This window comes from Pseudomonas sp. GM33 (genome assembly GCF_000282295.1).
In the GTDB taxonomy this organism is placed as follows: Bacteria; Pseudomonadota; Gammaproteobacteria; order Pseudomonadales; family Pseudomonadaceae; genus Aquipseudomonas; species Aquipseudomonas laurylsulfatiphila.
The window spans coordinates 1-17,941 of record NZ_AKJO01000032.1 but is presented as its reverse complement, the minus strand read 5'-3'; the positions used below and the strand labels follow the sequence as shown (position 1 = coordinate 17,941).

Sequence of the window (17,941 nt, the reverse complement as noted above, 5' to 3'; positions counted from 1 at the left end):
TGCCTTGCTCCGCTAGCATTAGCCGCTTCTGCTTCCTTCGCTGCGACGGTTTTCGATGAGTTATCAGGTTCTTGCACGTAAATGGCGTCCGCGCTCGTTCCGCGAAATGGTCGGCCAGACCCATGTGCTCAAGGCTCTGATCAATGCCTTGGACAGCCAGCGGCTGCACCACGCCTACCTCTTCACCGGTACCCGTGGGGTCGGCAAGACCACCATCGCGCGGATCATTGCCAAATGCCTTAACTGTGAGACAGGTATCACGTCGACCCCCTGTGGCGAGTGTTCGGTGTGTCGCGAAATCGACGAAGGCCGCTTTGTCGACCTGATCGAGATCGACGCCGCGAGCCGCACCAAGGTCGAAGATACCCGTGAATTGCTCGACAACGTGCAGTACGCCCCGAGCCGCGGGCGCTTCAAGGTCTACCTGATCGACGAAGTGCACATGCTCTCCAGCCATTCCTTCAACGCGCTGCTCAAAACCCTCGAGGAGCCGCCACCCTACGTCAAGTTCATCCTGGCGACCACTGATCCGCAGAAACTTCCGGCAACGATTCTGTCGCGGTGCCTGCAGTTTTCCCTGAAGAACATGACGCCGGAACGGGTTGTCGAGCACTTGACCCACGTGCTGGGTGTCGAGAACGTGCCGTTCGAGGACGATGCCCTGTGGTTGCTGGGCCGTGCTGCCGATGGTTCGATGCGTGATGCCATGAGCCTGACCGACCAGGCGATTGCCTTCGGTGAAGGCAAGGTACTGGCCGCCGATGTGCGGGCGATGCTCGGGACCCTCGATCACGGGCAGGTCTACGACGTCCTGCATGCGCTGATCGAAGGCGATGCCAGGGCGTTGCTCGAAGCCGTCCGCCACCTGGCCGAACAAGGCCCGGACTGGAATGGCGTGCTCTCGGAAATTCTCAATGTGCTGCACCGTGTTGCCATCGCCCAGGCCTTGCCGGAAGGTGTCGATAACGGTCACGGCGACCGCGATCGCGTGCTGGCACTGGCCCAGGCCTTGCCGGCCGAAGACGTGCAGTTCTACTACCAGATGGGCCTGATCGGCCGCCGCGACTTGCCGCTGGCGCCGGATCCCCGGGGCGGTTTTGAAATGGTGTTGCTGCGGATGCTGGCATTCCGGCCCGCCGACACCGCGGATGCCCCGAGGCAACCGCTAAAGCCAGTGGGGATCAGCCAGGCCACAGTTGATTCCGCAAACTCAGTGGCTGCCGCGCAGGTCGTTGCGCCGGTAGCCGCTGCGGCCGTTGTACCGATAGCGGCTGCGCCAGTGGCAGCTCCTGCGCCTGCACCGGAACCGGTGGCGCCGGTCGTTGTGCCAGAACCTGTGCCTGTGGTTGAAGCGGCCGTGGTCGATGAGGTGGTCGACCTGCCGTGGAATGACCCGGTCGCGCCAGCCCCGGTTCAGCAACCGGCGGTGGAGCCGGTGCTGGAAACCGCCAGCGAACAACCCGAATTACCGCCGATGCCGCTACCGACGCCGGACAGCGTGGTGCCGGACGCCCCGGAGTGGGCTGCGGCGCCAATCCCGGAGCCTTCGGTGGCCGAGGTCGATGCCGCAACACCGGGCATGGACCTGGATGACGAGCCGCCGCTGGACGAGGATTACATCGAGCCGGACATGGATTCGGCCTACAGTTACCTCGACGAACTGGCCAGCGAGCATGCCGCCGACCCGGCGCCGGAGCCCGAGCCTGAGCCCGCGGCCATGCCGGCCACCGGCCTGGCCCTGCAATGGCTGGAGCTGTTCCCGAAATTGCCGATTTCCGGCATGACCGGCAGCATCGCCGCCAACTGCACGCTGATCGCGGTGGATGGCGACAGTTGGCTGATGCACCTGGACCCGGCCCACAGTGCCTTGTTCAACGCCACTCAGCAGCGTCGCCTCAACGATGCGCTGAACCAGTATCACCAGCGCACGCTGACCCTGAGCATCGAGCTGATCAAGCCCGAGCAGGAAACCCCGGCACAAGCGGCGTCTCGTCGCCGCGCCAACCGACAGCGCGAGGCGGAGGAGTCGATCCACGGCGATCCGTTCATCCAGCAAATGATGCAGCAGTTCGGTGCGGTGGTCCGTAACGATACTATTGAACCTGTCGACGCTCTGGTCACTCAGGGCTAATAACTGAAGGCGCTCGGCTACATTGCGCCGGGCGCTGTTTTGATCCAAGTACTTTTGAGGTGATTACCATGATGAAAGGTGGCATGGCCGGCCTGATGAAGCAGGCGCAGCAGATGCAGGAAAAAATGGCCAAGATGCAGGAAGAGCTGGCCAACGCCGAAGTCACCGGTAAGGCCGGTGGCGATATGGTCACCGTGGTGATGACCGGGCGTCATGACGTCAAGAGCGTCACCATCGACCCGAGCCTGGTCGAAGGCATGAGCGAAGACGACAAGGAAATGCTGGAAGCGGTCATCGCCTCCGCGGTCAACGATGCCGTGCGCAAGATCGAAGCCAACAGCCAGGACAAGATGGGCAGCATGACTGCCGGCATGCAACTGCCGCCGGGCATGAAACTGCCATTCTGATTCGCCTTCAGGCGGCAGATGAGCTACAAAAAATGCCAGGCATTGCGCCTGGCATTTTTGTTTCTGTCTGTTGGGTATGTGTCGTCCGCGATGGCGCCTTCGCGAGCAAGCCCGCTCCCACAGGTGGGCGTCGTACACAAATCCAGTGTGGGAGCGGGCTTGCTCGCGAAGAATTCACCCCGGTGCAACTGAAAACACATCGAACGCCATACCGCCACAAAGGTCTGCTCCCTATATCACCCAACCCCATCGACCACAGGAGACGCTGCCATGTCCGACCCCATGACCCTCAATCAACGCATTGTCCTGGCTTCACGCCCGGTCGGCGCGCCAACGCCGGAAAACTTCCGCATGGAGCGGGTGGCGTTGCCGGAGCTCGCCGACGGTGAGGTGCTGCTCAAGACCGTTTTCCTGTCGCTGGATCCCTACATGCGCGGACGCATGAGCGACGCTCCGTCCTACGCCGCACCGGTGGAAATCGGCGAAGTCATGACCGGGGGCGCGGTCAGCCGGGTCGAGCGCTCGCTCAATCCGAAATTTCAGGAAGGTGACCTGGTGGTCGGTGCCACCGGTTGGCAAAGCCACAGCATCAATGACGGGCGCTGCATCATCCCGGTGCCGTCGGGATTGCCCAGTGCGTCGATGGCCCTTGGGGTGCTGGGGATGCCGGGCATGACCGCGTACATGGGCCTGATGGACATCGGCCAGCCCCAGGCCGACGAAACCCTGGTGGTTGCAGCGGCCTCAGGCGCAGTGGGGTCGGTGGTCGGCCAGGTGGCGAAGATCAAGGGGCTGCGTGTGGTCGGTGTGGCCGGCGGGGCGGACAAGTGCCGTTATGTGGTCGACGAGTTGGGTTTCGACGCCTGCATCGACCACAAGAGCCCGGACTTTGCCGATGAACTGGCCAAGGCCTGCGGCAAGGGCATCGACATCTACTACGAAAACGTCGGCGGCAAGGTCTTCGACGCCGTGGTGCCGTTGCTCAATCCCAAGGCGCGGATTCCACTGTGCGGCCTGATCGCCTCCTATAACGCCCATGAAGCGCCGAGCGGGCCGGATCGCCTGCCCCTGTTGCAGCGCACCCTGCTGACCAAGCGGGTGCGCATCCAGGGCTTCATCGTGTTCGATGACTATGGTGATCGCCAGCCGGAATTTCTCAGTGCCATGGCGCCCTGGGTGCGCGATGGCAAGGTGAAATTCCGCGAAGACGTGGTCGATGGCCTGGAACAGGCTCCCGATGCGTTCATCGGCATGCTGGAGGGGCGCAACTTCGGCAAACTGGTGGTTCGGGTTTCCCGGGACTGAGTAATTGACGCTGCAATTTGACGCTCAACCGAGGCGCGGGTATAAACCGCGTCTCGTTGTTTTGTCGGACTTTTCCACCATGAGCTTCAGCCCTTTGATTCGCCAACTGATCGATGCCCTGCGAATTTTGCCAGGCGTGGGTCAGAAAACCGCCCAGCGCATGGCGTTGCAGTTGCTCGAGCGTGACCGCAGCGGCGGTTCGCGCCTGGCGCTGGCCTTGAGCCAGGCCATGGAAGGGGTTGGTCACTGCCGCTTGTGCCGTACGCTGACCGAAGATGATCTGTGCCCGCAATGCGCCGATACCCGTCGCGACGACACCGTGCTCTGCGTGGTGGAAGGCCCGATGGACGTCTATGCGGTGGAGCAGACCGGTTTTCGCGGGCGCTATTTCGTGCTCAAGGGGCACCTGTCGCCGCTCGACGGTCTGGGGCCGGAAGCCATCGGCATCCCGCAATTGATGGCGCGGATCGAAGAGGCCGGCACTTTCACTGAAGTCATCCTGGCGACCAACCCGACCGTGGAAGGTGAGGCCACAGCGCATTACATCGCCCAGTTGCTCAGCAGCAAAGGCCTGATCGCCTCGCGGATCGCCCATGGCGTGCCGCTCGGTGGTGAGCTGGAGTTGGTGGATGGCGGCACGCTGGCGCATTCGTTTGCCGGGCGCAAGCCGATTTCGCTCTGAAGTTCATGTGGCGTCCATGCTGACGCCATCGCGAGCAAGCTCGCTCCCACAGGGTAGTGCGGCGTACATAAAACCAATGTGGGAGCGAGCTTGCTCGCGATGCAGGCGACGCGGTCCGTCTGAATGACACAATCCTGTTGAAAACCAAGCAAGCGCTCGGTTAACTTCACTGACCCCTTCAGTGGAGCTCGCCGATGCCTGCCTTTCAGGAATACTTCGACCCCAGCCACCAATTGGTCCGTGACAGCGTCAGACGTTTCGTCGAACGCGAGATCCTTCCCGATATCGACCAGTGGGAAGAAGCCGAAAGCTTTCCTCGCGAGCTCTACCTCAAGGCCGGCGCAGCGGGGATTCTCGGCATTGGCTACCCGCAGGCTTACGGAGGCAGCCATGAAGGGGATCTGTTCGCCAAGATTGCCGCCAGTGAAGAGTTGATGCGCTGCGGCTCAGGCGGGCTGGTAGCGGGGCTTGGTTCACTGGATATCGGCTTGCCGCCCATTCTCAAGTGGGCACGACCCGAAGTGCGGGATCGTGTGCTGCCCCAGGTGTTGTCGGGAGAGAAAATCAGCGCCCTCGCCATCACCGAGCCCGGCGGCGGTTCCGACGTCGCCAACCTGCAAACCCGCGCCGTGCGCGATGGCGACTTTTACCGGGTCAATGGCAGCAAAACCTTTATCACCAGTGGTGTGCGTGCGGACTTTTATACCGTCGCGGTGCGTACCGGTGAGCCGGGCTTCTCCGGCATCAGCCTGTTGCTGATCGAAAAGGGCACGCCCGGTTTCACCGTAGGACGGCAACTGAAGAAAATGGGCTGGTGGGCGTCAGACACCGCCGAACTGTTCTTCGATGATTGCCCGGTGCCCGTGGGAAACCTGATCGGCGCCGAGAGCATGGGCTTTGCCTGCATCATGGGCAATTTCCAGAGCGAACGCCTGGCCCTGTCACTGATGGCCAACATGACGGCACAGCTGGCGCTGGAGGAGAGCCTGAAGTGGGCGCGCCAGCGCGAGGCCTTTGGCAAACCGATCGGCAAGTTTCAGGTGATCAAGCATCGCCTCGCCGAGATGGCGACCGCGCTGGAGGTATCCCGGGAATTCACTTACCGCCAGGCGGCAAAGATGGCGGCGGGGCAGAGCGTGATCAAGGAAATTTCCATGGCCAAGAATTTTGCGACGGATACCGCAGACCGGATCGTGACCGATGCGGTGCAGATACTCGGTGGGCTGGGATACATGCGCGAGAGCCTGGTGGAGCGGCTGTACCGCGACAACCGGATCCTGTCGATTGGCGGCGGGACGCGGGAAGTGATGAACGAGATCATCAGCAAGCAGATGGGGCTTTGAATTTTTTGCGGTGTAGCGACTGACGCCATTCGCGAGCAAGCCCGCTCCCACATTTGACTGCGTTCTGTCAGGAAGAATGCAATTCACTGTGGGAGCGGGCTTGCTCGCGAAGGCGTCAGTACAGGCGCCAGATTACTTATCGCTCAACGCAAACTGCGTCAGGCAGAACGTCGGAATGCCCATGTCCTCCAGGCGCTGCGAACCACCCAGCTCCGGCAGGTCGATGATCGCCGCCGCTTCATGCACCCGCGCGCCCATGCGGCGGATCAGGTTGGCGGCGGCAATCAGGGTGCCGCCGGTCGCGATCAGGTCATCGAACATCACCACCGAATCCCCTTCGCACAGGCTGTCGGCGTGCACTTCCAGGAAGGCTTCGCCGTATTCGGTCGCATAACCCTCGGCCAGTACGTCAGCCGGCAGCTTGCCTTGCTTGCGGAACAGCACCAGCGGCTTGTTCAACTGATAGGCCAGTACCGAACCGATCAGGAAGCCACGGGCGTCCATCGCGCCGATGTGGGTGAAGTCAGCCTCGACGTAGCGGTGGGCGAAGCTGTCCATCACCAGGCGCAGGGCCTTGGGCGACTGGAACAGCGGGGTGATATCGCGAAAGATCACACCCGGTTTCGGGAAGTCGATGACAGGGCGGATGAGGGATTTGATGTCGAAGGAGTCGAAGACCATCGTCTAGGTGTCCTGGCAGGGCTGCAAACGACGCAGTATAACGGCGGCTGAACCGTTTCGCTCAGCCGCAACGTTTTGTTTCAGCCTTCCAGCGAGCCACCGGCCAGGGCGCACAGCTGGATCGGGTCGATAATCCGGATTTCCTTGCCTTCTGCGGCAATCAGCTCGTTTTGCTGGAAGCGGGTAAAGACCCGGGACACGGTTTCCACCGCCAGGCCCAGGTAGTTGCCGATTTCGTTGCGCGACATGCTCAGGCGGAACTGATTGGCGGAAAAACCCCGGGCGCGGAAACGTGCCGACAGGTTGACCAGGAAGGTGGCGATGCGTTCGTCGGCGGTCTTTTTCGACAACAGCAGCATCATCTGCTGGTCGTCACGGATTTCGCGACTCATCACCCGCATCAACTGACGGCGCAACTGCGGCAGTTGCAGGGCCAGTTCGTCGAGGCGTTCGAAAGGAATTTCACACACCGAGGTGGTTTCCAGGGCTTGTGCCGACACCGGGTGCTTTTCGGTGTCCATACCCGACAGGCCGACCAGTTCGCTGGGCAGGTGGAAACCGGTGAGCTGTTCTTCACCGCCGTCGCTCAGGCTGAAGGTCTTGAGCGCACCGGAACGGACGGCGTAGACAGAATCGAAGGTATCGCCCTGGCGAAACAGAAACTCGCCCTTTTTCAGCGGCCGGCCGCGCTTGACGATTTCGTCCAGCGCATCCATGTCTTCCAGATTCAGCGAAAGTGGCAGGCAAAGAGGGGCCAGGCTGCAATCCTTGCAATGGGCTTGACTATGAGCGCGCTGTTTTACTGGCTCGGACATTTCTTCAATCCTTGTGGGAATTCACACATAAGACGTAAGGGTAACTCACCATAGGAGATCGAGGCCAGTCCGGGACGCTAGCTTGCAGAATTAGATCACCCGTGAAAATCGCTGGCGGTTGTGTTGTTCCAGGTACGCGTCGAACACCATGCACACCGAACGCACCAACAATCGCCCGGCGGGCAGGATGGTGATCCTGTCGCGATCGAGTTCGATCAGCCCGTCTTTGGCCATGCCTTGCAGTTGGGGCCAGAGTTCGCCGAAGTAGCCCTGGAAATCGATGTTGAAGGCCTGTTCGATGTCGGAGAATTCCAGGGTGAAATTGCAGATCAATTGCTGAATCACCGCGCGCCGCAGCCGGTCATCGGCATTGCACAGCAGACCGCGGCTGGTGGCCAGTTGCAGAGAAGCCAGGGTGTTCTGATAGTGGTTCAGGTCGCTGCTGTTCTGGCAGTAGAGGTCGCCGATCTGGCTGATTGCCGAGACGCCGAGGCCGATCAGATCGCAATGACCGTGGGTGGTGTAGCCCTGGAAATTGCGTTGCAGGGTCGACTCTTCCTGGGCGATCGCCAGCTCGTCGTCGGGCAGGGCGAAGTGGTCCATGCCGATGTAGCGGTAACCGGCGCTGAGCAGTTGCTCGATGGTGCGCTGCAGCATTTCCAGTTTCTGCGCGGGTGTCGGCAGTTCATTGCTGTTGATGCGCCGCTGGGGCATGAAGCGTTCCGGCAGGTGGGCGTAGTTGAACACCGATAGCCTGTCCGGTTGCAGGTTGATGACCTCTTCGACGGTGCGGGCGAAGTTCTCCGGCGTCTGTCTCGGCAGGCCGTAGATCAGGTCGATGTTGATCGAGCGAAACTGCAAGGTGCGGGCAGCGTCGATCACCGCGCGGGTTTCTTCCAGGCTTTGCAGGCGATTGACCGCTCGCTGCACCGCCGGGTCAAGGTCTTGCAGGCCGATGCTGACCCGATTGAAGCCCAGTTCGCGCAGCAGTCCCATGGTCGACCAATCGGCCTCGCGGGGGTCGATCTCGATGCCGTAGTCGCCGGAATCGTCGTCCAGCAAATTGAAGTGCTTGCGCAAGTGCGCCATCAACTGGCGCAGTTCGTCGTGGCTGAGAAAGGTCGGCGTGCCGCCACCGAAGTGCAGTTGCTCGACTTTCTGCGTGGGGTCGAGGTGGCAGGCGATCAGCTGGATTTCCTGTTCCAGGCGCTGCAAATACGGCTGCGCCCGGCCGCGATCCTTGGTGATGACCTTGTTGCAGGCGCAGTAGTAGCAAATGTTCGCGCAGAACGGCACGTGCACGTACAGGGACAATGGGCGTTGGGCCTTGCGGCTGTCGCGCAGGGCGTGAAACAGGTCGAAGGTGCCGACCTGGCTGTTGAATTGCACCGCGGTCGGGTACGAGGTGTAGCGGGGTCCCGCCAGGTCATAACGGCGGATCAGATCAGTGTCCCAACGAATGGCGTCGAGCATCATGCGGGCATTCCCCGGATAGGCTGGCAGTGTCGGCCACTTTATGCGAGGGCGGGGTGGGGCATCTTGATTTGCATCAAGGTCAGAATCTTTGTCGTTTGTGAGGGCCTCATCGCGAGCAAGCTCGCTCCCACAGGGGGAGTCGCTGTGTACACAAAACCTGTGGGAGCGAGCTTGCTCGCGATGGGCGCGCCGCCGGTTTAATGACCCATGAGCCAATGCTGATGCGGTCCCGGCAAGGTCCAGATGCCGAACAACATCACCAGCACCCCACCCGCCATCCGCACGCTGCGCTTGCGCAACACTGCGGTGACGCGCTCGGCGGCGAGGCCGGTCGCCAGCAACACCGGCCAGGTGCCCAGCCCGAACGCTAGCATCAACAGTGCACTGTCCAGCGCGTTGCCCTGGCTGGCCGCCCATAGCAAGGTGCTGTAAACCAGGCCGCACGGCAGCCAGCCCCAGAGCGCACCCAGTAGCAGCGCGCGCGGAACGCTCGATACCGGCAGCAACCGGTTGGCGACTGGCTGGATGTGCCGCCACAAGCCTCGACCGAGGCTTTCGATACGGGTCAGGCCGCTCCACCAGCCGGCCAGGTACAGGCCCATGGCAATCAGCAGCAAGCCGGCGAGGATGCGCAGGAACATCGCCGCCGGGCTGCTGGCCACGGCCCATCCGGCCAGGCCGATCAGCAGTCCGGCGCAGGCATAACTCAGAATCCGCCCCAGGTTGTACGCCAGCAGCAGGCGAAAGCGCCGGCTGCGTTGCTCCTTGGGAATCGCCAGGGTCAGCGCGCCCATCAAGCCGCCGCACATGCCCAGGCAGTGGCCGCCGCCGAGCAAGCCGAGGATCAGCGCCGATACCAGCAGTGGCGCCAGTTCAAGCATGGGGCGGGGCCTTGTCTTGCGGTTTGGCCGGTTGGCCGCTGGCTTCGTCCACGGCGGCGGTGTGGTTAGGGTCCTGGTCGTCGAACAGGATGCTGTGGGCCGGGCCGTCGAGGTCGTCGTACTGCCCGCTGTCGACCGCCCAGAAGAAGATATAGACGGCGATGGCCACGATCAGCAGCGCAGCGGGAATCATCACGTAAAGAGCTGGCATCTGGACTCCATGCCCGCGCGGCTCAGGCCGGCAGCGGGCGGGTTTCTGGCGGGGTGTCGAGGGCGCGCTCGCTCGGCATTCGAGTCAGGCGCAGCGCGTTCAGCACCACGGTCAACGAACTGATCGACATGCCTACCGCCGCCCAGACCGGAGTGATCCAGCCGAGGGCGGCGAAGGGCAACATGAGGCCATTGTACAACCCTGCCCACAACAGGTTCTCGATAATGACCCGACGGGTGCGCCGCGCCAGGCTGAAGGCTTGCACCAGCGCGTCGAGGCGGTTGGACAGCAGCACCGCATCGGCACTGGTTTTCGCCAGGTCGGTGGCCGAGCCCATGGCGACGCTGATATCCGCAGCCGCCAGCACCGGCACGTCATTGACGCCGTCACCCAGCATCAACACCTTGCGACCTTCCTTGTGCAGTTGTTGCAGGACTTGCAGTTTGTCGTCCGGGCGCAGGCCGCCGCGCGCTTCATCGATGCCCAGTTCTGCCGCCACGCTGGCGACCATCGGCGAGCTGTCACCGGACAACAACAGCGTGCGCCAGCCTCGCGCCTTGCACGCGGCCAGCAAGGCTGGCGCATCGGCGCGCAAGCGATCATCGAGGACGAGCCAGGCCAGCGGCCCTTCGCTGTCGCCGAGCAGCAGCCATTGGCCGGCTTCATCGGGCATCGGCGGCACTACGGCGCCACTGAGTTCGCAGACGAATCCCGGCTGACCGATGCGCAGGCGTCGCCCTTCAACCAGTCCCTCCAGGCCAAGACCCGGGGTGCTATGGACCTCTTCGGCCGCCATCGGCGCACGACCGAAAGCGCGGGCAATCGGGTGTTCGGAGCGGTTTTCCAGGGCGGCGGCGAGCCCCAGGCATTGGTCGCTGTCGAGGGCGCCGAGGGGGCGGATCGAGCGCAGCGCCAGCCGGCCTTCGGTGAGGGTACCGGTCTTGTCGAAAATCACTGTGTCGATCTGGTTCAGGCCTTCCAGTACATGGCCGCGGGTCAGCAGCAGGCCGAGTTTGTGCAAGGTGCCGGTGGCCGCAGTGAGGGCGGTCGGCGTTGCCAGCGACAAGGCGCAAGGACAGGTCGCCACGAGCATCGCCAGCACGATCCAGAAGGCTCGCGATGAGTCCAGTTCCCACCACAACAGGCCAATGGCCGCAGCCGCGATCAGTGAAAACAGCAGGAACCATTGCGCGGCGCGGTCGGCGATTTCCGCCAGGCGCGGCTTTTCGGCCTGGGCACGCTCGAGCAGGCGAACGATGGCCGAGAGGCGCGTGTCCTGGCCCAAGGCCTGAACCTCGACGGTCAGTGCGCCTTCGACGTTCAGGGTGCCGGCGGTGACCGCATCGCCGAGGGTGCGAGGGTGCGGCAGGTATTCACCGGTCAGCAGCGACTCGTCGATACTCGACTGGCCGTCGAGGATCTTGCCGTCAGCCGGGAGAATGGCGCCTGGGTGAACCAGTACCTGATCACCGATGCGCAGTTCGCTGAGCAAAATGCGTTCGCTCTGGCCTTCAGGCGTCAAGCGCAGGCACGAGGCGGGCAACAGATTCACCAGTTGCGCGGTGGCGGCGGCCGTGCGCTCGCGGGCGCGCCGTTCCAGATAGCGCCCCGCGAGCAGGAACAGGGCAAACATGCCGACGGCATCGAAATACAGCTCGCCCACCCCGGTGATCGAGGTCCAGATCCCGGCGACGTAGGCGCTGCCGATGGCCAGCGACACGGAAACGTCCATGGTCAGGTGGCGGGTGCGCAGATCGCGCATGGCGCCTTTGAAAAACGGCGCGCAGCTGTAGAACACGATCGGGGTGGTGAGGAACAGCGCGACCCAGCGCAGGATGGTGTGCAGTTCTGGACTGAGGTCGATGTTGAATTCTGGCCAGGTGGCCATGGTCGCCATCATCGCCTGGAACCACAGCAATCCGGCCACGCCAAGCTGGCGCAGGGCCAGGCGGTTTTCGCTGGCCAGTTGTTCGCTGGCGCGGTCGGCCTGATAGGGGTGTGCGGCATACCCGATGTGGCGCAGTTCGCTGAGGACCCGGCTCAGGGGGAGTTGCGCGTCGCTCCAGCGCACGTGCAGGCGATGGTTGGACAGGTTCAGGCGCGCTTCGGCCACCGCCGGCAAGGTGCGCAGGTGTTTCTCGATCAACCAGCCGCAGGCGGCGCAACTGATGCCTTCCATCAGCAGCGTGGTTTCGGCCATTGCGCCTTCGTGGCGGACAAAGGGCTGCTGCACATCGGCGCGGTCATAAAGCGCCAGTTCGTCGACCAGTTGTACCGGTAGCGCCTCGGGGTTGGCCGAGGCTTCGCTGCGGTGCTGATAATAGCTATCCAGGCCGCCAGCGACGATGGCCTCGGCCACGGCCTGGCAACCCGGGCAGCAGAACTCGCGGGACTCCCCGAGTACGACGGCGGTAAAGCGACTGCCGGCCGGGACGGGCAGGGCGCAGTGGTAGCAGGGGAGTGGGGTGGTGGTCATGGAGTATTCACTAGTACTGCTGAATCTCTGGCGTCTGATAGGGCCTCATCGCGAGCAAGCTCGCTCCCACAGGGATCACAGGTGTACTCAGGTTCTGAGCACGGCGGTGATCAACTGTGGGAGCGAGCTTGCTCGCGATGCGCGAAGCGCTTCTTTATTTTTTCAGGTCTTCGGCGCCTTGCAGAGGCTCATCACCGAGCAGCAGATCCTTGTCATGGTTGACCAGTTCTTCTTCGAACATGCGCCAGATATGGTCGTCCTGGGTGCCGAGCAATTCGACAAAACGCCGGCCTTCGATCTTGTCGCTCAGTTGGCCGATGTAGCGACCCTGTTCGGTTTCGCTGCGGGTCAGGGTGATCTTGCGATCCTTTTCCGGCTGGGTCGGCGAGATCAGGTTCAGCTCCAGGGTTTTCGGATGGCTGTCACCGCTCAGGCGCAGGTCAACTTCGCCGGTCACGTCATCGAGATGAATGCTGGCGCGCATTTTCAGGTTCTGGGCCAGCAGCTCACGGTCGAGGGAGCGGTTGATGCCTTTGCCGGCCTCGTAGTAGTTGTCGTTGACCAGGTTGTCCGGGTTCTTCACCGCGATGGTCACCATGGACAAGGTCAGCGTCACCGAGCAGGCCAGGATCCCGATGATGATCCACGGCCAGAGGTGCTTGTACCAGGGGCTTGCGGCAGTTGCTGCGGGCATGTTCAGTTCTCTCAACGAATTTGTGGGCCGATGAACCGGCTCTTGGCTTCAATGTGGACGCTGTCGTCATCGGCATCCTTGAGGATGAATTTCACCTCGTTGGTGCTCGACGGCAGTTTTTCCGGCGCGACGGACAGCTCGGCAGGCTGGCTGACGATCTCGCCGGCCGCGACCTTGATCTCGCGCCGGCCCTGCAATTTGAGATCCGGCAGGCCGGCAGCTTCGAGCAGGTAGGTATGGTCGCGCTGGTCCTTGTTCATGATTTTCAGGCTGTAGACGTTTTCGATCCGGCCTTCGGCGTTCTCGCGGTACAGCACGCGGTCCTTGCTGACATCGAAACCCACCAGCGCACGCATGAAAAACGCGGTCACCAGCAAGCTGATCATCGCCAGCAGTACCACGGCATAGCCGATCAGGCGTGGACGCAGTTTATGGGTTTTCTGCCCGGACAGGTTGTGCTCGGTGGTGTAGCTGATCAGCCCGCGCGGGTATTCCATCTTGTCCATGATGGCGTCGCACGCATCGATGCAGGCAGCGCAGCCGATGCATTCGATTTGCAGGCCGTCGCGGATGTCGATACCGGTCGGGCAGACCTGGACGCACATGGTGCAGTCGATGCAGTCACCCAGCCCCTGGGCCTTGTAATCGATGCCTTTCTTGCGCGGGCCACGGCTTTCGCCGCGGCGCGGGTCGTAGGAAACGATCAGGGTGTCCTTGTCGAACATCACGCTCTGGAAGCGCGCGTACGGGCACATGTAGATGCACACCTGTTCGCGCAACCAGCCGGCGTTGCCGTAAGTGGCGAGGGTGAAGAAACCGACCCAGAAGTAAGACCAGCCATCGGCCTGACCGGTGAAGAAGTCGAACACCAGTTCGCGGATCGGCGAAAAGTAACCGACGAAGGTCATGCCGGTGACGAAACCGATCAACAGCCACAGGCTGTGCTTGCTGAACTTGCGCAGGAACTTGTTGGCGCTCATCGGCGCCTTGTCGAGCTTGATGCGCTGGTTGCGATCACCTTCGGTGACCTTTTCGCACCACATGAAGATCCAGGTCCAGACGCTTTGCGGGCAGGTATAACCGCACCAGACCCGTCCGGCGTACACCGTGATGAAGAACAGGCCGAACGCGGCGATGATCAGCATGCCGGACAGCAGGATGAAGTCCTGGGGCCAGAAGGTGGCGCCGAAAATGAAAAACTTGCGCTCCGGCAGGTTCCACCAGACCGCCTGATGACCGCCCCAATCCAGCCACACCGTACCGAAATACAGCAGGAACAACAGGGCACCGCCGGTCATCCGCAGGTTGCGGAACAGGCCGGTGAAGGCGCGGGTGTAGATTTTTTCCCTGGAGGCGTAGAGGTCGACGCTGTTGTTCGCGTTCTTGGTGGGTGGAGTGACGTCGTGTACCGGAATCTGGTTGCTCATCATTGCATCCCACGGCAGTGGAAAAGTGCCTCGGTCAGTACGTGCCGACCGCGGTCAAAAAGGGGTGTTGCAGTGGCGCAATGATACGCCTGTCGCTCTAGCCTGCGGGTGCGACCTTTGGTCGCGTTGGGTAAAAATCATGAATGGTGTAGCGAATGTAACAAAACGTGATCTGAGTCAATTGACTTGTGAAGTATGGACGGTTTTCAGCAAGGCCGCGCGCATTCGTTGACGATGAGGTGGCCTGTGTTGTTGCGGTTAGTGTAAACAATCAGTCCATATCGGCGGGGCGCGGATATCAGTGGGTCGATGCGCGGGAAATATCTTAACTTGACTGTTCCGGTTTGATTGTTTGATGTTTTGTTTTCTGTCCAATAGTTTAAGGGTTGGGTGCGGATAAATTCTATTCGTGCGTTATCAATTCTATGGATGGAAGCTGTTTCTATGTTTATTTATGAAAGTTTCAAGGTTTTTGCCTGTCTGTTGTTGTTCTCGGCATCTACTGTTGCGCATGCGGTCGAAGGGATGCCTCGTCATATGGTTTTTGCGTCTGATCCGCAATATCCATGGACGGAAAAATCCGATAGTGACGAGCCTGAGTCCGCTGCGGATTTTGAAAAACGCTCCAAGTGGCTGGTGGATAGCCAGTTCTCGAGCATTGCCGACTTCCGCATGAAGCATGGCTCGCCGTCGCAGGTGCCCCTGATGATCAATGGCGACATGACGGCGTTCGGTCATGGGTGGCAGCGTTCCTACATTAATTCGGTATTGAATAAATACTTTGGTGATGACTACCTGTACGGTCTGGGCAATCATGACTATCAAAATAATGTGGATGATTGTTTTAGTAATAGCTGCGCTGCAGGCAGTATCGTGGACTTCAAAGAGCATCACCAGGGTAAGGTCGATGAGTTTGACCTGGACATAGTGGGTGGGGTTCTAAGTACGTTGTATGCGGGTAGTCTCGCTTACTCGAAAAATATAGGCGAGGTTCATATGGTACAACTCAATAATGAGCCGACCTACAGTGTCCGCATCTCTAGTCCGTTGAACCCGACGACATTCGAAATCACCAGTTCGCTCGACTGGCTGGAGAAAGATCTCAGGATTGCCCGGGCTCAGGGCTACGCGATCATCATCAATATGCACAAGCCGGACGGCATGATGGGGGATTGGGAGCAAGTAAAACGTTTCCGCGAAATGGTCGCCAAGTATGAGGTCACGGCTATCTTTGCGGGTCACTACCATCAGGACGGAGGACAGGTCTCCAGCCTGAATGGAGTGCCGATGTTTCTCAGTGGTGGCGCTTCCCAGGAGACTTATCTGATTGCCAGCTTTTCCGAGGATCGCAAGCAACTGGATGTCAGTCTGGTGGAGAACAACGATTGGCAGGCGCGTCAGTTGATCAGGACGGTGCCGGTGAAATCGATTTTTGCCGGCTGACCATATAAGAAGTTCTTCACGGATTCCCGGGGGGAAATATCTGTAGGAGCTGCCGGAGGCTGCGATCTTTTGATTTTGATTTTGCTTTTGCTGTTGCGATCTGGAGATTGCTGAAGATCAAGATCAAAAGATCGCAGCCTCCGGCAGCTCCTACAGGGGAACACGTGCACCATCAAGCACGAGGCCGAGCTTGCTCGCGAAAAACCTGAGAGCACCGCGGGGTGTCAGGCTCCCCGCGTCATCGTTGACCTCCATCGCGAGCAAGCTCGCTCCTACAGGTATCGGTGCTCCCCGGAGTTGCGTGAACAACCATAAAAAAGGCCGCGCCAGATGACTGGCGCGGCCTTTCCTGTTGCCGAAAGCGCAGGTCTTACTGAGACTCGGCTTCCGGAGCTTTTTCACCGTGAGACAGGCTGTAGACGTAAGCGGCCAGCAGGTGAACCTTGTCGTTACCTTGCAGTTGCTCTTGCGCAGGCATCTGGCCCTGACGGCCGTAACGGATGGTCTGCTGCAGTTGAGCGAAGCTCGAACCGTAGATGAACGCTGCCGGGTGAGTCAGGTTGGGTGCGCCCATCGCCGGGGTGCCCTTGCCTTCCGGACCGTGGCACGCCACGCAGTTGGCGGCGAACAGTTTCTGCCCGGCAACCGGGTCGGCCTTGGCGCCTTCCGGCAGCTTGCGGCCATCGAGGTTGGTCAGGACAAACGCGGCCACGTCGGCCACGCCTTGCTCGCCGATCACTTCAGCCCACGCCGGCATCACCGCATGACGGCCGCCCATGATGGTGGTCTTGATGGTTTCCGGCTCGCCGCCCCAACGCCAGTCGGCGTCGGTCAGGTTAGGGAAGCCATAGGCGCCCTTGGCGTCGGAACCGTGGCAGACCGAGCAGTTGGAGGCGAACAGACGCCCACCCATCTTCAGGGCTTGCGGGTCCTTGGCCACTTCTTCGATTGGCATGGCTGCGAACTTGGCGAAGATCGGACCGAACTTGGCGTCCGACTTGGCCATTTCCTTTTCCCACTCGTGGACGCCGGTCCAGCCGGTCTGGCCGTTGGCGAAGGGGGTCTGCTTCTCGTTGTCGAGGTAGCCGTAACCCGGCAGCAGGCCTTTCCAGTTACCCAGGCCCGGATACAGCGCCAGGTAGCCCAGTGCGAAGATGATGGTGCCCACGAACAGCATGAACCACCATTTCGGCAGCGGGTTGTCGTACTCCTCGATCCCGTCGAAGGAGTGCCCGACCGTCTCGTCTGTCTGCTCGGTGCGCTGGCCCTTGCGGGTCGACAGCAGCAGCCAGGTCAGGGAAAAGATCGTACCGAGACTGAGGACTGTGACGTACAGACTCCAGAATGTAGTCATTCTTTGTTACTCCTAGAAGCTTGCTCGACGTGCTTGATGGCTTCGGGATCATCCGCGAAAGGCAGCAAGGTCGCGTCTTCAAACTCCGACTTGCGCTTGGGACTGAACACCCACAGTGCCAGTCCGATGAAGGCCACCATCACGACAACGGTGCCCAGGCCACGAATCATCCCGATATCCATCTAAATCACCGTTTGCTTTTGATGATGGTGCCCAGGCCTTGCAGATAGGCCACCAGCGCGTCCATTTCGGTTTTGCCCTTCACGGCATCCTTGGCACCGGCGATGTCTTCGTCGGTGTAAGGGACGCCGAGCGTGCGCAACACTTCCATTTTCTTGGCGGTGTCTTTGCCGTCGAGCTTGTTTTCCACGAGGAACGGGTAGGCCGGCATTTTCGACTCGGGCACGACGTTGCGCGGGTTGTACAAGTGCGCACGCTGCCAGTCATCGGAGTAACGACCGCCGACACGGGCCAGGTCCGGACCGGTACGCTTGGAACCCCACAGGAACGGGTGGTCCCAGACGCTTTCACCGGCGACCGAGTAGTGGCCGTAGCGTTCGGTTTCAGCACGGAACGGACGGATCATCTGCGAGTGGCAGCCGACACAACCGTTGG

General features: G+C 61.2%; 17 protein-coding genes. 6 read left to right on the top strand and 11 right to left on the bottom strand.

Features of this window, described 5'->3' with window-relative positions; all coding sequences use genetic code 11:
* The first annotated feature begins 55 nt into the window (after window positions 1-55).
* The 5 genes from dnaX to PMI26_RS23940 all read left to right on the top strand — a co-directional run bounded on the left by dnaX (window position 56) and on the right by PMI26_RS23940 (window position 5,868).
* Complete coding sequence (dnaX, locus tag PMI26_RS23920) at window positions 56-2,131, top strand: DNA polymerase III subunit gamma/tau (protein WP_007971457.1); 2,076 nt, start codon at window positions 56-58, stop codon at window positions 2,129-2,131.
* A 68-nt stretch (window positions 2,132-2,199) separates the two neighbouring features.
* Window positions 2,200-2,538, top strand: a complete 339-nt coding sequence (locus PMI26_RS23925) for a YbaB/EbfC family nucleoid-associated protein (protein ID WP_007971455.1) — start codon at window positions 2,200-2,202, stop codon at window positions 2,536-2,538.
* Between the two features lie 270 nt (window positions 2,539-2,808).
* Window positions 2,809-3,843, top strand: a complete 1,035-nt coding sequence (locus PMI26_RS23930) for an NADP-dependent oxidoreductase (RefSeq protein ID WP_007971454.1) — start codon at window positions 2,809-2,811, stop codon at window positions 3,841-3,843.
* Between the two features lie 79 nt (window positions 3,844-3,922).
* On the top strand, window positions 3,923-4,525 hold the full coding sequence (gene recR, locus PMI26_RS23935; RefSeq protein WP_007971453.1) for a recombination mediator RecR: 603 nt from the start codon (window positions 3,923-3,925) through the stop codon (window positions 4,523-4,525).
* A 194-nt stretch (window positions 4,526-4,719) separates the two neighbouring features.
* Entirely contained in the window at window positions 4,720-5,868 is a 1,149-nt protein-coding gene (locus PMI26_RS23940) for an acyl-CoA dehydrogenase family protein (protein WP_007971451.1), read from the top strand.
* 132 nt (window positions 5,869-6,000) lie between these two features.
* Here PMI26_RS23940 and PMI26_RS23945 read toward each other — a convergent pair whose 3' ends face one another.
* The 8 genes from PMI26_RS23945 to ccoG all read right to left on the bottom strand — a co-directional run bounded on the left by PMI26_RS23945 (window position 6,001) and on the right by ccoG (window position 14,529).
* Window positions 6,001-6,549 carry an adenine phosphoribosyltransferase gene (locus PMI26_RS23945; protein ID WP_007971449.1) on the bottom strand — a complete coding sequence of 183 codons (549 nt, stop codon included), beginning with the start codon at window positions 6,547-6,549 and terminating at the stop codon, window positions 6,001-6,003.
* 80 nt (window positions 6,550-6,629) lie between these two features.
* Complete coding sequence (fnr, locus tag PMI26_RS23950; protein ID WP_007971448.1) at window positions 6,630-7,364, bottom strand: fumarate/nitrate reduction transcriptional regulator Fnr; 735 nt, start codon at window positions 7,362-7,364, stop codon at window positions 6,630-6,632.
* Between the two features lie 90 nt (window positions 7,365-7,454).
* The gene (gene hemN / locus PMI26_RS23955; protein ID WP_033047507.1) at window positions 7,455-8,837 is read right to left on the bottom strand and encodes an oxygen-independent coproporphyrinogen III oxidase; all 1,383 of its coding nucleotides are present in this window, start codon (window positions 8,835-8,837) and stop codon (window positions 7,455-7,457) included.
* Window positions 8,838-9,037: 200 nt separating this feature from the next.
* Window positions 9,038-9,721 (bottom strand): sulfite exporter TauE/SafE family protein, encoded by a 684-nt coding sequence (locus tag PMI26_RS23960; RefSeq protein ID WP_007971445.1) that lies wholly within the window; start codon window positions 9,719-9,721, stop codon window positions 9,038-9,040.
* Entirely contained in the window at window positions 9,714-9,932 is a 219-nt protein-coding gene (ccoS, locus tag PMI26_RS23965; RefSeq protein ID WP_007971444.1) for a cbb3-type cytochrome oxidase assembly protein CcoS, read from the bottom strand. The genes PMI26_RS23960 and ccoS overlap by 8 nt, the downstream gene beginning before the upstream one ends.
* 22 nt (window positions 9,933-9,954) lie before the next feature.
* Complete coding sequence (locus PMI26_RS23970; RefSeq protein ID WP_007971443.1) at window positions 9,955-12,408, bottom strand: heavy metal translocating P-type ATPase; 2,454 nt, start codon at window positions 12,406-12,408, stop codon at window positions 9,955-9,957.
* 154 nt (window positions 12,409-12,562) lie between these two features.
* Window positions 12,563-13,102 carry a FixH family protein gene (locus tag PMI26_RS23975; RefSeq protein WP_007971442.1) on the bottom strand — a complete coding sequence of 180 codons (540 nt, stop codon included), beginning with the start codon at window positions 13,100-13,102 and terminating at the stop codon, window positions 12,563-12,565.
* 11 nt (window positions 13,103-13,113) lie between these two features.
* Window positions 13,114-14,529: a cytochrome c oxidase accessory protein CcoG gene (gene ccoG, locus PMI26_RS23980; RefSeq protein ID WP_007971441.1), complete on the bottom strand. Its 1,416-nt coding sequence runs from the start codon at window positions 14,527-14,529 to the stop codon at window positions 13,114-13,116.
* 444 nt (window positions 14,530-14,973) lie between these two features.
* Between ccoG and PMI26_RS23985 the strand changes: the two genes are divergently transcribed.
* The gene (locus PMI26_RS23985) at window positions 14,974-15,972 is read left to right on the top strand and encodes a metallophosphoesterase family protein (protein ID WP_007971440.1); all 999 of its coding nucleotides are present in this window, start codon (window positions 14,974-14,976) and stop codon (window positions 15,970-15,972) included.
* Between the two features lie 370 nt (window positions 15,973-16,342).
* On the opposite strand, the gene ccoP is transcribed toward PMI26_RS23985, so the two are convergent.
* The 3 genes from ccoP to PMI26_RS24000 all read right to left on the bottom strand — a co-directional run.
* On the bottom strand, window positions 16,343-17,326 hold the full coding sequence (gene ccoP, locus PMI26_RS23990) for a cytochrome-c oxidase, cbb3-type subunit III (protein WP_007971439.1): 984 nt from the start codon (window positions 17,324-17,326) through the stop codon (window positions 16,343-16,345).
* The gene (locus tag PMI26_RS23995) at window positions 17,323-17,508 is read right to left on the bottom strand and encodes a CcoQ/FixQ family Cbb3-type cytochrome c oxidase assembly chaperone (RefSeq protein WP_003175465.1); all 186 of its coding nucleotides are present in this window, start codon (window positions 17,506-17,508) and stop codon (window positions 17,323-17,325) included. Before PMI26_RS23995 ends, ccoP begins: the two co-directional genes overlap by 4 nt.
* A gap of 5 nt (window positions 17,509-17,513) precedes the next feature.
* A partial coding sequence (locus PMI26_RS24000; RefSeq protein ID WP_007965523.1) for a cbb3-type cytochrome c oxidase subunit II occupies window positions 17,514-17,941 on the bottom strand: 428 nt, incomplete at its 5' end.

What these genes read in the sequence shown, in the direction of transcription:
- dnaX (WP_007971457.1), top strand. Translation starts at nt 56, where the DNA reads ATGAGTTATCAGGTTCTTGCACGTAAATGGCGTCCGCGCTCGTTCCGC.
- PMI26_RS23925 (WP_007971455.1), top strand. Translation starts at nt 2,200, where the DNA reads ATGATGAAAGGTGGCATGGCCGGCCTGATGAAGCAGGCGCAGCAGATG.
- PMI26_RS23930 (WP_007971454.1), top strand. Translation starts at nt 2,809, where the DNA reads ATGTCCGACCCCATGACCCTCAATCAACGCATTGTCCTGGCTTCACGC.
- recR (WP_007971453.1), top strand. Translation starts at nt 3,923, where the DNA reads ATGAGCTTCAGCCCTTTGATTCGCCAACTGATCGATGCCCTGCGAATT.
- PMI26_RS23940 (WP_007971451.1), top strand. Translation starts at nt 4,720, where the DNA reads ATGCCTGCCTTTCAGGAATACTTCGACCCCAGCCACCAATTGGTCCGT.
- PMI26_RS23945 (WP_007971449.1), bottom strand. Translation starts at nt 6,549, where the DNA reads ATGGTCTTCGACTCCTTCGACATCAAATCCCTCATCCGCCCTGTCATC.
- fnr (WP_007971448.1), bottom strand. Translation starts at nt 7,364, where the DNA reads ATGTCCGAGCCAGTAAAACAGCGCGCTCATAGTCAAGCCCATTGCAAG.
- hemN (WP_033047507.1), bottom strand. Translation starts at nt 8,837, where the DNA reads ATGCTCGACGCCATTCGTTGGGACACTGATCTGATCCGCCGTTATGAC.
- PMI26_RS23960 (WP_007971445.1), bottom strand. Translation starts at nt 9,721, where the DNA reads ATGCTTGAACTGGCGCCACTGCTGGTATCGGCGCTGATCCTCGGCTTG.
- ccoS (WP_007971444.1), bottom strand. Translation starts at nt 9,932, where the DNA reads ATGCCAGCTCTTTACGTGATGATTCCCGCTGCGCTGCTGATCGTGGCC.
- PMI26_RS23970 (WP_007971443.1), bottom strand. Translation starts at nt 12,408, where the DNA reads ATGACCACCACCCCACTCCCCTGCTACCACTGCGCCCTGCCCGTCCCG.
- PMI26_RS23975 (WP_007971442.1), bottom strand. Translation starts at nt 13,102, where the DNA reads ATGCCCGCAGCAACTGCCGCAAGCCCCTGGTACAAGCACCTCTGGCCG.
- ccoG (WP_007971441.1), bottom strand. Translation starts at nt 14,529, where the DNA reads ATGAGCAACCAGATTCCGGTACACGACGTCACTCCACCCACCAAGAAC.
- PMI26_RS23985 (WP_007971440.1), top strand. Translation starts at nt 14,974, where the DNA reads ATGTTTATTTATGAAAGTTTCAAGGTTTTTGCCTGTCTGTTGTTGTTC.
- ccoP (WP_007971439.1), bottom strand. Translation starts at nt 17,326, where the DNA reads ATGACTACATTCTGGAGTCTGTACGTCACAGTCCTCAGTCTCGGTACG.
- PMI26_RS23995 (WP_003175465.1), bottom strand. Translation starts at nt 17,508, where the DNA reads ATGGATATCGGGATGATTCGTGGCCTGGGCACCGTTGTCGTGATGGTG.